General features: G+C 37.7%; 11 protein-coding genes. 1 reads left to right on the top strand and 10 read right to left on the bottom strand.

The window, feature by feature from the left end; all coding sequences use genetic code 11:
- Positions 1-12 precede the first annotated feature (12 nt).
- Positions 13-2,037, bottom strand: a complete 2,025-nt coding sequence (locus BUA02_RS13345) for an HD-GYP domain-containing protein (protein ID WP_178297673.1) — start codon at positions 2,035-2,037, stop codon at positions 13-15.
- Positions 2,038-2,374: 337 nt separating this feature from the next.
- Between BUA02_RS13345 and BUA02_RS13340 the strand changes: the two genes are divergently transcribed.
- Positions 2,375-6,622, top strand: coding sequence for a 2-hydroxyacyl-CoA dehydratase (locus BUA02_RS13340; protein ID WP_072705032.1), 4,248 nt, complete (start codon positions 2,375-2,377; stop codon positions 6,620-6,622).
- A 47-nt stretch (positions 6,623-6,669) separates the two neighbouring features.
- Here the strand turns inward: BUA02_RS13340 and BUA02_RS13335 are convergent, their stop codons facing one another.
- The 9 genes from BUA02_RS13335 to BUA02_RS13295 all read right to left on the bottom strand — a co-directional run bounded on the left by BUA02_RS13335 (position 6,670) and on the right by BUA02_RS13295 (position 15,124).
- On the bottom strand, positions 6,670-7,152 hold the full coding sequence (locus BUA02_RS13335) for a hypothetical protein (protein WP_072705030.1): 483 nt from the start codon (positions 7,150-7,152) through the stop codon (positions 6,670-6,672).
- A 75-nt stretch (positions 7,153-7,227) separates the two neighbouring features.
- Positions 7,228-8,052, bottom strand: coding sequence for a polysaccharide deacetylase family protein (locus BUA02_RS13330; protein WP_072705027.1), 825 nt, complete (start codon positions 8,050-8,052; stop codon positions 7,228-7,230).
- A gap of 14 nt (positions 8,053-8,066) precedes the next feature.
- Positions 8,067-9,032, bottom strand: coding sequence for a homoserine O-acetyltransferase MetA (metA, locus tag BUA02_RS13325; RefSeq protein WP_072705024.1), 966 nt, complete (start codon positions 9,030-9,032; stop codon positions 8,067-8,069).
- A gap of 22 nt (positions 9,033-9,054) precedes the next feature.
- Positions 9,055-11,073, bottom strand: coding sequence for an NAD-dependent DNA ligase LigA (gene ligA, locus BUA02_RS13320; RefSeq protein WP_072705022.1), 2,019 nt, complete (start codon positions 11,071-11,073; stop codon positions 9,055-9,057).
- Between the two features lie 44 nt (positions 11,074-11,117).
- On the bottom strand, positions 11,118-11,831 hold the full coding sequence (locus BUA02_RS13315; RefSeq protein ID WP_072705020.1) for a pseudouridine synthase: 714 nt from the start codon (positions 11,829-11,831) through the stop codon (positions 11,118-11,120).
- 70 nt (positions 11,832-11,901) lie between these two features.
- The gene (locus BUA02_RS13310; RefSeq protein WP_072705017.1) at positions 11,902-12,780 is read right to left on the bottom strand and encodes an adaptor protein MecA; all 879 of its coding nucleotides are present in this window, start codon (positions 12,778-12,780) and stop codon (positions 11,902-11,904) included.
- A 55-nt stretch (positions 12,781-12,835) separates the two neighbouring features.
- Positions 12,836-13,954, bottom strand: a complete 1,119-nt coding sequence (hypE, locus tag BUA02_RS13305) for a hydrogenase expression/formation protein HypE (protein WP_330393348.1) — start codon at positions 13,952-13,954, stop codon at positions 12,836-12,838.
- Positions 13,860-14,906: a hydrogenase formation protein HypD gene (gene hypD / locus BUA02_RS13300; protein WP_072705011.1), complete on the bottom strand. Its 1,047-nt coding sequence runs from the start codon at positions 14,904-14,906 to the stop codon at positions 13,860-13,862. Before hypD ends, hypE begins: the two co-directional genes overlap by 95 nt.
- Positions 14,906-15,124, bottom strand: a complete 219-nt coding sequence (locus BUA02_RS13295) for a HypC/HybG/HupF family hydrogenase formation chaperone (protein ID WP_072705009.1) — start codon at positions 15,122-15,124, stop codon at positions 14,906-14,908. The genes hypD and BUA02_RS13295 overlap by 1 nt, the downstream gene beginning before the upstream one ends.
- Between the last annotated feature and the right edge of the window lies 1 nt (position 15,125).

The following is a 15,125-nucleotide window of genomic DNA, read 5'->3' as shown; positions in this document are numbered from 1 at the left end:
AGATATTCTCCATTAAACACTATGGTTATATTTGCCAAGAACAACCTTTACTTCATCTAGTGAATCAAGTAATACTTCTACACACTTTGGATCAAACTGCTTTCCAGATTCTTCCTTTATGATAGAAAGAGCTTTATCCAAAGAAAAAGCCTGTTTATAAACTCTAGGAGAAGTTAACGCATCGAATACATCAGCAACCGCCATTATGCGGGCTGATAACGGAATAACCTCTCCATGAAGGCCTTCGGGATAACCTTTACCATCCCATCTTTCATGGTGATAAGCGGCCATATTCCTTGCTTCCTTAAGGTAACTTTCTCCCTTAACAGTATTGATAGTCTTCTCAATGATCTCTCTACCTGCAGTTGTATGTGTCTTCATGATTGCAAACTCTTCGTCTGTGAGCTTGCCCGGTTTATTAAGGATCTTATCTGAGATATTTATCTTTCCAATATCATGCAAAGGAGCACTTCTGACACAATTTGATATGAACTTAGGATTTATCTTTTCCGGATAATATCCCTTTCTATATAATCCTTCTGATATGATTCTTACATACTCAGAAGTTTTCTGAACGTGTGCACCTGTATCAGAGTCTCTGCTTTCAACCATATCCGCCATGGTGACAATAAGACCATCTTGCATCTTCATGGTTGAATCAGAAATTCTGCGGACATTTCTGATGATCTCAGTCTGATTTAAAGCCATGTCACAGATTATGTGATACATTTTTTCAAGCTCGTCTTCTGTCTGTATATTGATAGTCCTCATTTTCTTTACAGCTGCATCAAGCTTTTTCTGGTCATCTCCAGCTTCAATGAACTCTTCAATACTTTTTTCTATACTGTTGATAGGATAAACCATTAGTGTTCCAGCCATCCACAGACCAAAAGCAAATATAAGAATGAAGAAGGATGACATGATAAGGACTACGCGCATAATAAATTTAGTCATATATTGTGTCATATATTCAAGTGATACGCCAGCACAGGCATAGCCTCTACAGATACCGTTATTATCAGTTATTGGATAATATGAAGTTAATACCCAACCTGACAATCCATCTGTTTCTATGGTTCCAATTTCTGTTCCATCCAAAAATCCATTTACATATGGAAGAAGTTCCTTATCAAATGGAACAAATTCTCCAGCTTTATGACTAGTACCATCTTTTTTATCTGCGTCAAAAACGTAATAATAACCATCTTTTGTCATCTTGACTATGTACAGATAGTCTACGCCAATAGCATTTGTTTTAATGGTATTAATAAAAAGCTTGGTCTGAGTATATTCAAGGGAAAATTCACTTTTTTCAATGTAATCATCAATCTTGTATGGATCAATATAGCTGGCAGCGTAACTAGCTGCATTTAATGCTGATTCAGCTTTTTCTTCTTTAGAATTATCATAATAAAGCCCGATTCCAACCCAGCACATAATACCTGTAAGGGAAATGGCACAGATAAATAACATACATGTTAATCTGACACTTAATGAATGTTTACTATCCTTACTGACTATTCCAAGCTCTTTTGTCTCTTCTACAGTAAGAGGTTTTTGTCTCCAGGCGGAATTTCTGATACCAAGGCGTATTTTTTCCGGCACCACATAGAATATAAAAAGAGCTACAGTAATAGATATTGCTTTATCAAAGATATTGATAAATATTTCAACAAGTGAATAAGAAGTAAGATCACTAACACCAATAAAGTCAGTTATAGATTCTATTGAATCTAGGATTGGTGTACTTTCTGGAGTTTTTAAAAAGAACCATTTAACAAGGGCGCTAAATACGCCATTAATGACACCGATCGAGATAATAAATAGAAGGATGTTTTTAGCTCTTTTATATTTTTCTTCTCTAAAGAACCAAGCAGTAAAGATTGCTATTAAAGCGTTAATAAAGCCAAAATAAATGTTTGGTCTATAAAAGATCGAAGATAAAACGTTAGATACAACGCCGCATAAAATTCCAGGAAATATACCGCCTATCGATGCTACTATCATGGTTCCGGTAGAGTCTAAAAATATAGGCATTTTAAATTTATTAGTAATAAATGAGAGCAATACATTAGTTATTATGCCAATGTTTATCAGAAGAATTCTACAGAAAATATTATATTTAGATTTGCGCATTGATATTTTCAATTCCAATCCTCCATTGGATAGAAACACCATTCTGAATAGATTATAACACAGCACAAACGTTCATTCGATTATTCATGTTATATTTTAGCGTTATTTAATACTTACATAATATTACTTTACTTAAAGTAGTTTACAAAACTACGTCGATTGATTTTTATAGACACCTGCTTTATAATCATAGAGATTGCCTTGAGCAACATTTATTAGAAGAAATAAGAGGTATTACATGATTTCTAAAGACTATACATTAGGCATAGACATTGGTTCTACAACTGTCAAAGTCGCACTGCTTGATAAAGATTCAAATATCATTTTTTCAGATTATAAAAGACATTTTGCTAATATTCAGGAGACTTTAGCAGATCTTCTTCAAGAAGCATATAAAATAAGCGGGAATGTAACTATACATCCTGTGATAACAGGTTCTGGCGGACTTACTCTCGCCAAGCACCTTGAAGTGCCTTTCGTTCAGGAAGTTATTGCAGTATCTACTTCACTCAAAAAGCTTGCTCCTAAAACAGATGTAGCTATCGAACTTGGCGGTGAAGATGCCAAGATCATTTACTTTGAGGATGGAAATGTTGAACAACGTATGAACGGTATCTGTGCCGGTGGTACAGGTTCTTTTATTGACCAGATGGCAGCTCTTTTACAGACAGATGCATCAGGTCTAAATGAATATGCCAAGAACTACAATTCCCTTTATACTATTGCAGCTAGATGCGGAGTATTTGCTAAGTCAGATATACAGCCTCTTATCAATGAAGGAGCAACCAAGGAAGATCTCTCTGCTTCTATTTTCCAGGCTGTAGTTAATCAGACAATTTCTGGTCTTGCTTGTGGTAAGCCTATTAGAGGACACGTTGCATTTTTAGGCGGTCCTCTTCACTTCCTTGATCAGCTTAAGGCTGCATTTATCAGGACTCTTAAGCTTGATGAGGAACATACTATTGAAACTGACAACTCTCATCTTTTTGCAGCTATTGGTTCAGCATTAAATGCAAAAGAAGAAATATCCTACTCAATGGATGAGATGGTTTCAAAGCTCTCACACAAGATCGTTATGGATGCTGAAGTTTCAAGACTTGATCCTCTATTCAAAAATGAGGAAGATTACAAGGAATTCAGAAATCGCCAGGATCAGTACAAGGTTAAGACTAGAAAGCTTGATAGCTATAAGGGTAATGCTTTCCTTGGAATCGATGCTGGTTCTACTACTACAAAGTGTGCACTTATCAGTGAAGATGGTGATCTTCTCTATTCGTTCTATTCAAGTAACAACGGAAGCCCACTAAAAACTGCTATTTCTTCAATCCAGGAAATCTATAAGCTGATGCCTGAAGGTGTTAAAATTTCCAGAGCCTGCTCAACCGGTTATGGAGAAGCGCTACTTAAATCAGCTCTTTTACTTGATGATGGCGAAGTAGAAACAATCGCTCACTACAATGCTGCTGCTTTCTTTGATCCTGAGGTAGACTGTATCCTTGATATTGGCGGACAGGACATGAAATGCATCCACATCAAAAATCAATCAGTTGACTCTGTTCAGCTTAACGAAGCTTGTTCTTCAGGCTGCGGTTCATTCATTGAGACCTTTGCCAAATCTCTTGATTATACTGTTCAGGATTTTGCTAAAGTTGCTTTATATGCTAAATCTCCAGTAGACCTTGGTACAAGATGTACTGTATTTATGAACTCACGAGTTAAGCAGGCTCAGAAGGAAGGCGCAGATGTAGCTGATATTTCATCAGGACTTGCTTATTCTGTTATTAAAAACGCTCTATTTAAGGTTATCAAGGTTTCAGATGCCAAGGACCTTGGAGAACACATTGTAGTTCAGGGCGGTACTTTCTATAATGATGCAGTTCTTAGAGCATTTGAGATCATTTCTGGTGCAGAAGCCATAAGACCTGATATCGCAGGTATCATGGGTGCTTTTGGTGCTGCTCTTATCGCAAGAGATCGTTTCTTTGAGACTGATGATTACAAGACTACAATGCTTAGCATTGATCAGATCAACAACCTTGAATATACAACCAGCATGACTACATGTCAGGGTTGCACAAACCACTGCAGACTTACTGTCAATAAATTTACGGGTGGCCGTACACACATTTCTGGCAACAGATGTGAAAGAGGAATCGGCAAGGTCAAGAACGAAAAGAACATTCCTAACCTCTTTGATTATAAATATAAGAGAATATTTGGCTATGAGCCTCTTAGCGCAGAAAAGGCAAAAAGAGGTAGCGTAGGTATTCCAAGAGTTCTTAATTTCTACGAGAACTATCCTTTCTGGTTTACCTTCTTTACTAACCTTGGATATCAGGTAGTTTTATCTCCTAGATCAACTCATCAGATCTATGAACTTGGAATTGAGTCTATTCCTAGTGAGTCTGAGTGCTATCCTGCCAAGCTTTCTCACGGCCATATTGAATGGCTCATTAAACAAAAGGTAGATTTTATCTTCTATCCAGGACTTTTTTATGAAAGAGAAGAAGTTAAGGGTGCAACTAACCACTACAACTGCCCTATAGTAACTTCTTATTCTGAGAATATTAAAAACAACGTTGAAGCCATCACAAATGGTAATGTTAAGCTTAGAAACCCATTTATGGCATTCACTTCACTTGAGACAGCAACTACTGCCCTTGTAAAAGAATTTGCTGAAATTCCAGCTGAGGAAGTCATAAAAGCAGCTAAGGCTGGCTGGGATGAAATGGCTAAAGCAAGGCTTGATATTCAAAAAAAGGGTGAAGAAACAATTAAATGGATGGAAGAAAACGGCAAACATGGTATTGTTCTTGCTGGACGTCCATACCACGTAGATCCGGAGATCAACCATGGTATTCCTGATATGATCTGCTCATACGGTGTTGCAGTTCTTACAGAGGATTCTGTATCTCATCTTGGCACTCCAGAAAGACCCCTTATCGTATCTGACCAGTGGATGTATCATTCAAGACTTTATGCTGCAGCAAGCTTTGTTAAGACAAGGGATGATCTTGATCTTATTCAGCTTAATTCCTTTGGATGCGGTCTTGACGCAGTTACAACAGATCAGGTCAACGATATCCTTTCAGGATCAGACAAGATATATACATGTCTTAAGATCGACGAAGTAAATAACCTTGGTAGTGCTAGGATCAGAGTTCGTTCTCTTCTTGCCGCTATCAGAGTTCGTAAGCAAAAGAATAAAGAAAGAACTATCAAATCAAGCGCTATTAACAGAGTTCTTTTCACAGAAGAAATGAGAAAGAACTACACTATTCTCTGTCCTCAGATGTCTCCTATTCACTTTGACATCTTGGAGCCAGCTTTTAGATCTTGCGGTTATAACTTCGTTGTAATGCAAAATGACAATCGTCACGCCATTGATATGGGTCTTAAGTACGTTAATAATGATGCTTGTTATCCATCTCTTTGGGTTGTTGGTCAGATCATGGATGAGCTTCATTCAGGCAAATATGACCTTAACAGAACTGCTGTCATCATGTCACAGACAGGTGGTGGATGCAGAGCAACAAACTATGTAGGATTTATCAGAAGAGCTCTTAAAAAGGCAGGTATGGAGCAGATTCCTGTTGTTTCACTTAACCTTTCAAAGCTTGAAGCAAATCCTGGCTTCCATATCAATCTTGAAATGCTTGAAAGAGCTGCTTTTGGAGCAATCTTTGGTGATATATTCATGAGATGCGTATATAGGATGCGTCCTTATGAGAAGGTTCCTGGTTCAGTTGATGCCTGCCATGCAAAATGGCTTAAGGTTTGTCAGGACTTTGTATCAGCCAAGCACATGAATATCTTTAAATTTGAAAAGATCTGTGCTGATATCATTGCTGATTTTGATAAGATTGAGATCACAGATGAAGTAAAGCCAAGAGTTGGTGTGGTTGGAGAAATTCTTGTTAAATTTGCTCCAGCTGCAAACAATCACCTTGTAGAGCTTCTAGAAGCTGAAGGTGCTGAAGCAGTTGTTCCTGATCTTATTGATTTCATGCTCTACTGCTTCTACAATCAGATTTACAAAGCTGAAGAGCTTGGAACAAGCAAAAAGACAGCTGCATTTTGTAAAGCTGGCATCTGGGCAATTGAAAGACTTCGCTCAGGGGCTACAAAAGCATTTAAAAAGAGTGTACACTTTGATCCTCCAACAAGCATCTATAAACTTGTTGAATATGCTAAGCCTATCGTTAGTATCGGAAATCAGACAGGTGAAGGCTGGTTCCTTACAGGTGAAATGGTTGAGCTTATCAAAGAAGGTGCTTCAAACATTGTTTGTACGCAGCCATTTGGATGTCTTCCAAACCATGTAGTAGGTAAGGGAGTTATCAAGCAGATGAGACATCTTTATCCTGGATGTAATATCGTAGCAATTGACTATGATCCAGGCGCTTCTGAAGTTAACCAGCTTAACAGGATCAAGCTTATGCTCTCTACAGCTCAAAAGAAAGTTGAAGAAAATAAAGCAATGTAATAAAAAAGGCACGCCTCATGGCGTGCCTTTAAATTTCTAATATTTAGTTATACTTTTAATTTGGCATTAAGCTTTTCTATTGCGTCTTCATGACGCTGAATGGCAAATGTAGCAGACTTAGATTTAAGCTCTGCATTCATGCGCTTTTTGTGAATCTCATTACATTTCACATAATACTCATAAACACTCTCATCACTTACTTCTAAGTATTTATCAGCAATACATCCAGGTAAAACAAATTTCTTTACAACATCACTGAATTTTACCTCAATATATTTACCATCCTGGCTTATAACCTTGCCTTCACCAAATTTCTTGTGAGAAACTTTCATCTTAAGAGCTGAACGTTCTCCAAGTTCTTTGTCTTCTTTATCAAGCTGTGATAATTCTTCTGTAAGCTCTTTCTGAAGAGCTTTTAATTCTTCAATCTGTTTAGCGTTTTCTTCTAGCATCTCTTTAGTCTTCTTGGTTGGTTTCTTCTTAAGATCAGTCTTTGGTTCAAGGTCATCATTTTCCATATTAAGGGCCATAAAATAATCTCCTTGTCAAATTTCGTCTAAAAATATACAACCTAACATATTTATTTTAACTTATTAAATGAAAAATTACAACTCAGTCACTACTCCAGGCTTAAGTTCAACGTGCTTACCGTCTACTTCCAGCCATACACTGATAGCACTTGGATTAAACGCAAAATCACCATTAACTGATACCTGAATTCTTGAAGCAGCATCCATATAATCAACGATCTCGATATTGGTTGCGTACCAAATATCTTCGTGACCGCCCATATCCTTTGCAAACTTCTCAATGATATTCCAGTTGCCATCTTTTTCAAACTCGTAGCTGTGGCCCCATACGTACATCATGTACAGATACTGAGTTTTATGAAGCTCTGAAAATTCCTTTGAAAGTCTTTCCAAGGCTTCATTTCTGTGTGAACATGTTGGATTCCATCTAAGGAAATCAGTTGGCATACTAAAGCCAAGTGTTGAATGAACTGTTCTGGCATAAACAATTCCACAGGCCTTCAATGCGTCTACTACATTATCATCAAAAGAGCCATTAGGATAAGCAAGGCCTCTAACAGTATAGCCAAGGGCTTCTTCAAGTTTTCTTCTATCTTCGATAACCTGAAGTACCATCTGTTCTTTTGGACATCTGGCAATTGTTGGATGTTGTGCTGTGTGACAAGCAACTTCGTGTCCTTTATATAGTTCTTTAAACTCGCTTAAAGGAATTCTTGGATCATAAGGCTCTGTGCAAGGATAATCATAAAGATCAGAGTTAACATTAAATGTTCCCTTAAGTCCGTATTCATTAAAGATAGACACAAGTCTCCTATCAGCAATCTTGCCATCATCATAGCTAAGTGTCAGTACCTTGTGTTTACCACCTGGAAAACAGGTATAAATATTTCTAAGCTTCATTTTGAATCCTCCCGTCAAATTTTCTGTGTAAGTGTCTTTGAAGCTATTTCTCTCTTTTCTTCATCAAGAATCTGGCCCCATTTATATGGAGTATTCTGATATACGTAGTAGTTGAGCCAGTTAGTATATAAGATATTTGCATGACTTCTCCATAAAAGATCAGGCTTATTGTTTGGATCATTATCTGGATAATAATTTATAGGCATATCTATAGGAAGTCCCTTGGAAAGATCTCTTTTATATTCTGCATCAAGGGTAAGCCTATCATATTCAGCATGACCCATAGCAAATATCTGGCTTCCAGATCTGTTCATGCAAAGGAAAATGCCAGCAACCTCTGATTCTGCCAGCACAACAAGATCATCACAAGCGTGGATCTTATCTGCAGGAGTTTCAGTATGACGAGAATGTGGCATACAAAATACATCGTCAAAGCCTCGTACAAGTGGTACTTTCCTGTTCATTACACGATGCTTATATATTCCAAATCTCTTTTTATCAAGGTACTCTTTGTCGATTCCATAATGATAGTAGATTCCGGCCTGAGCCCCCCAGCAAATATGGAAGGTAGAAGTTACATTTGTCTTAGACCACTCAAATACTTTACAGAGCTCATCCCAGTAGTCTACTTCTTCAAAAGCCATCTGTTCCACAGGGGCTCCTGTAATGATAAGTCCGTCATAGGTGTTATCCTTGAGCTCTTCAAAGGTATTGTAGAACCTGTTTAAGTGGTTAGGTGATGTATTTGTAGAATGATGTGAACTCATCTGCATAAATGACACATCAATCTGAAGAGGAGTATTTGACATTGACCTTAAGAGCTGAAGCTCCGTGTCCTCTTTTAAAGGCATAAGATTCAAAATACAGATCTGGAGGGATCTGATATCCTGATGCAAAGCTCTATTTTCATCTACTGCAAATATATTTTCTGTCTCTAATATTTCTCTGGCAGGAAGGTCATTTTGAATTTTAATAGGCATATTCTTTTACTCCATGCATTTTTTATTTGATCATATCTAAAAACTTAGCTTCGTCAATGATTTCAATTCCAAGTTCCTGAGCCTTTGTAAGTTTACTTCCAGCGGCTTCACCTGCAAGAACATAGCTTGTTTTCTTGGATACGCTGCCTGAAGCTTTACCACCATTTTTAGTAATGAGCTCTTCTGCCTCTTTACGTCCAAGAGTTGGAAGTGTTCCAGTTACAACGATTGTAAGACCTGAAAGCTTATCAGATGCGTCTTCATCCTTGGTGACCACCATATTAAGTCCCAGACTGTTCATCTCATTGATGATGGCTATATTTTCTTCATTATGGAAGAAATCATAAAGGTCACCAGCTGTAGTCTCGCCAATATCAGGGATCTGCAAGAATCCATCTACAGTAACCTTAGTAAGATCCATAAGATTATCAAAATGCTTCATGATCTCTCTGGCAGTTGATTTACCTACGTTTCTAATAGCAAGACCTGTAAGAAGTCTTACCGGATCATTTGCCTTTGACTTTTCTATTTCACCAAGGAGCTTATCAGTATTTTTCTCTTTTCCTATGATACCTTTTTCAATAAGCTCATCTCTATGTTCCTTAAGATGATATATATCCGCATAATTTTTTAGATACCCATCAGATACCAATGCATCTACTAGTGTATCACCAAGTCCCATGATATTCATGGCATCTCTTGAAGTAAAGTATGCAATTGTTCTTGTAACTTGTGCTGGACAAGTAGGATTTATACATCTGATATCAGCTGTATCTTCCTCTCTGACAAGATGTCCACCACAGATTGGGCATACATCAGGAGCTTTATATATGACCTCAGGAGCCTTAACGCAACCGTTGAGCTTAGGAATGATCTCGCCGCTCTTAAAGAGCTTATATTCACCACCAATTCCTATCTGCATCTCATTGATATAGTCCTGATTGTGAAGCGTTGCTCTTGAAACGCTTGTGCCACAAAGCCTTGCTGGCTTACCAGTTTCTCTGTCGTGGAAGCTTCCGGTAAAGGTAAGCTTACCAGTTCTACCTACATCTACAAGTATCTCATCCATTACGATTATCTTTTCTTCTGGAGGATACTTATAAGCGATGTGTCCGCTTGAATACTTGGAACCAGCAGGGAAATCTGATCTCCATTTTAAATTATCGACTTTGATAACTGCACCATCAAGGTCAAAATCAAGGTCTTCTCTCATATTTCCAATAATATCTATCGCTTCAGATACTTCATCAAAGGACTTGCAGGATCTATGATAAACTGTTTTAACACCGGCTTTTTCTAAAATATCTAAGGAATTAACATGGGAATTTTTAAGCTCTTCTGGTCCGTCCTGAACATTAAAGACGAACATCTTGAGTCCACGAGCCCTTGTAACCTCAGGATCAAGCTGTCTTAATGTGCCTGCAGCAAGGTTTCTGGGGTTCGCAGCTATTTTCTTTCCAAGCTTTTCCTGTTCATCATTAAATTTTTCAAAGTCGTCATGAGACATGTAGACTTCACCGCGAAGCTCAAGGTAATCATATGGCAGATCAATGACCTTCCTAATATCTGAAATTACCATGGCATTAGCTGTGACATCCTCACCGATAAGGCCATCACCTCTTGTTTCTGCCATAGTCAGGTGAAGCTTATTATCTTTAGGATCCTTGCTATATCTAAGAGACAAGCTAAGTCCATCGATCTTTTGCTCAGCAGAAAACAAAGCATCAGGATGCATCTGATGAACCTTTTCTACCCAGCTTTTTACATCTTCCTTATTGAAAACATCCTCAATTGAAAGCATTGGAACATTGTGTGTGATCTTAACTCCAGCCTCTCTTTTGGCCGTGCCGCCAATTATTCTTGTTGGAGAATCACTGATAACTAGTTCAGGATGTTCTTTTTCCATTGCCTTTAATCTGAGCATGAGCTGATCGTACTCATAATCTGAAATTTCGGGCTCATCCTGATTATAATAAAGATCCATATGATGCTTGATAGTCTTAACAAGCTCATCGTATTCCATTTTAATATCTAATGGCATATTTACCCCCAAAAATAAACATATCTTAATAAGTATAGTATGATTTAAAGCTGAATTCCAGCGGCCTTATACAATTTAAGTATTTCACTTTCATCAAGCTTGTGATATGTAGATGGCTTTAGATCATAATCAGAAAGCTTAACTGTCATAACACGTACTCTTTTAAGCGAAACCACTTTAAAACCAAGCTCGTCGCACATTCGCCTGATCTGTCTGTTAAGCCCCTGAGTCAGGATTATGTTAAAAGAATCATTGGAAAGCTTTTTTACCTTACAAGGTCTCGTGGTCCTATCAAGTTCTTTTAAATAGACCCCTTTTGACATTTTTTCAATAAAATTGTCATCAAAACTTTTGTTTACCTTGACCACATACTCTTTTTCATGCTTGTTTGAGCCCTTCATCATAGCATTTATGAGATTACCGTCATTAGTAAGGATCAGAAGCCCTTCTGAGTCCTTATCAAGCCTTCCAGCATAGGTTACTCTTTCAGAATAATCAACGTCTTCGATAACTGTTTTCTCAGCATGGGAGTCTTTTTCTGTGCAGACAATGCCTCTTGGCTTGTAATATGCAAGAACTATGTGATCTGATTTTTGTTTTATTTCTTTTCCATCAACTTTAACCAAGTCGCCTTCTTCTATTTTCATGCCAAAAGAAGCTGTAACATCATTTACAGATACTTTACCTGCGTCTATTAACTTATCGGCTTCTCTGCGGGAACAAATGCCGCAAGAAGCTATATACTGGTTTAATCTCATAAAAACCTCGTAGTAGTCAAAATACAAAAAAAGAACGGTCTGTTGCCGGACCGTTCAGTATTTGCATAACTTAATCTGAAACTTTGGCTAAAAGAACTATTGCATCCTCAGCGATAATAAGATCACTGCTTTCCTTGATATAAGCTAAAATATGCTGATTTGTAGCCTGAAAATGACCAAATTCATAAGCCATGGTAAATAAAGATGCGAATGCTCTAGGATCTTCGTCCTGTCGCTGAAGATCTAAGTAATACTTACCTGTTGTCGGATTCTTGTACAAAGAGCTCTTAAACTTAAAATGCTTAGGAGCTTTATTACAAAAATCGATCACAGTTCTGATATTGTCAAAAGTAAAGATATACTCATGGAATGAAAGTCTTTGACTATCAGGAATATCTTTGCCTTCGTCATCAAGGATCTTAGATCTTCTGGATGCACCATTAGAAATCTTGTCTGAAAGCAATTTATCTTTTTCTACAGTTGCTCCATCATTTACAGGAATCTTGCCCTGTTCCTCACCTGAATTAACCTCTTCCATAATGTTCTTTACGGAATTGGTAAACTGCTTAAGACTCTTTAAATAGTCATTTAATCTATTTATTCTCTCTTCATCTACTGAATCGCCAAGATCTTCAAGTACATTTTTAGGAATCTTGATACCAGCTTTGTCAGTAAGGTTCTTTAAGATCTCGCCAAATGAAGCTGACGCATTTTCTGAAAGTGTAAGAGAAATTGAATGATCTGGAAGAACTGTTATCTGCATAGGCATAAATGAACCTGTTGGCTTATAATCAACTTCTTCCTGAGCTTTTCTCATTACATCATGAAGAAAATCCATGGCTTCCTTTTTCTTTTCAAAAAGGTCCTCAAGCTTGATTCCCTGCTCGTCCATATCATCTTCAGTGATAATACATGTAACTGTATCTTTATTGATTCTCTTAAATTCCATTAAAAATTTAATCCTTTCAAAAGCACTCCAAGGGATAGATATTATTTTACAACATTTAACAAATTCTTGGAAGTCCCTCACCATACATAAGACCAATAGTACGTTTACCACCAATCTTTGTATTAAGTATTACACCTTTTATATCGTCATCATCATTTACTTTGACAACATCACCGATTATAGTAGCATTTTCGCCATATTTTGAGCTCCTGATAAGAGAAACTGCTCTATCAGCATCTTCAGCAGCAACAGATAATACCATTTTGCCTTCGTTACCCATATACATGACATCAAGGCCAAGAATTCCGCAGAAATCCTTAACTGCATCTGATACAGGAAGTGCTTCCTCATATAGGTTTATCTGGCATTTAGAACTGCTTGCAAACTCATTTAATACTGTTCCAAGACCGCCTCTGGTTACATCCCTCATGGCGTGGACCTTTACGCCATTATCAAGAAGCTTAGAAACCATTTCAACTAAAGGAGCCGCATCAGAACAGATATTGTTACTGATACCCATTCTTGCTCCAAGGATAGTTGCATGATGATCACCAAGATTGCCAGAAATAATGATCTTATCTCCGCCCTTTAGATTAAAAGGTCCTGGAACCTCAACGTCTTCTCTGATAAATCCAACGCCGGATGTATTTATGATAAGACCAGGCTCTCCTCCCTTATTTTCTATAACTTTTGTATCTCCGGTAATTATCTTAACTCCGGCTTCGTTAGCTGTTAGAGCCATGGATTCAATTATCTTATCCAAGGCATCAAGATCTAGTCCCTCTTCAAGGATACAACCACATGTAAGATATTTAGGTGTAGAGGAACTCATAAGAAGGTCATTTACTGTACCGCAAACAGATAATCTTCCGATATCTCCGCCTGGGAAAATGATGGGTGTAACAACGAAGCTATCTGTTGTTACTGCAATCTTTGAACTTCCGTCTACAACAGCGGAATCCTCTAATCTATCAAGTATTTCATTGTGAAAATGCTTGGCAAATACGCTTTCAATCAGCTTGGAAGTGGACTCTCCGCCGCTTCCATGAGCCATAGTAACTTTCATATTAAAACCTTCCTTATCTTCTTCCTGAAACAAAGTAGTTATAGCAGCTGCCTTCAGTTGAGACCATGCAAGCTCCATGAGCGTTGTCAGGAGTACAGCTCTTTCCAAACAAAGGACACTCATAAGGTTTTACTTTTCCAACTAAAACCTTGGCACAGCTGCATCCAGGTGGCATATGGTCTTCATCAAGGCTCATGCTACCTGCATCAAAAGAACTGTATTCTGGTCTAATCATCATTCCAGAACCTGGAATCGTCCCCATCCCTCTCCAAGATGCATCAGATGGACAAAAATACCTATCTACTATTTCTTTAGCTTTTAAATTACCTTCGGGTAAAACGACGTCTTTGTAGAGGTTTTTGATTCCTTTTTTGCCCTTCATATTAACAAGAGCATAAATTGTCATAAGGAGCTGTTTTCCTTCAAAACCTGAAACTACAAAAGGTATTCCCAGTTCATCAGAAAGCTCTTTAAATACATCACTTCCAGTAATAGCAGCCACGTGTCCCGGAGCTATAAAGCCATCAATCCCGCCGCCATTATTAACTACCCATCTGATAACTTCCGGCATAGTCTTTAGTGATGTCAAAAGCTTTAAATTCTTAATATCCTGTTCAATTGCTTCTTTAAGGACCATCGCATAAACAGGAGTTGTTGTTTCAAATCCAATAGCAGCAAAAACGTAGGTGTGATCAGGATCTTCTTTGGCAAGAGTTATTGATTCCATTGGTGAATAGACCATTCGAACATTAGCACCCTCAGCTTTTGCGTCAGCAAGGGACTTATTTGTGCCCTTTACTCTTATAAGATCCCCAAATGTCAAAACAGTTGTATCAGGTCTTAATGAAAGTTCAACAAGTTTATCTATTACAGCTGTCACTGTTACGCAAACAGGGCAGCCAGGACCGGATATAAGAGAAATTTTAGGCGAAAGCATAGATGGAATACCATTTTCCGAAATTGCGGCAGTATGAGTTCCACATACTTCCATGATCCTGACTTCTTCGCCATCATAATTCTTTAGAAAATCTATAATTTCCTGAAAATTCTTATTAGCCATTAAACTGTAAGATCCTCTATTTCGTTAAATAATTCTTCCATTTCATTAGCAAGCTTGTCATCCATAGTCTGAATGATACATCCAGCATGAACTAAAACTCTGTCGCCAACTTTAACATCTACAAGGCCAGCCTCTGCAGTAACTATGTTACCGCTAAAATCAACTGTAGCCTTTGTTCCATCAATCTTGATTACCTTTCCAGGTATTGCAACACACATT

Source organism: Butyrivibrio hungatei DSM 14810 (assembly GCF_900143205.1).
GTDB lineage: Bacteria > Bacillota > Clostridia > Lachnospirales > Lachnospiraceae > Butyrivibrio > Butyrivibrio hungatei.
This window is presented reverse-complemented; position numbering and strand designations above follow the sequence as displayed.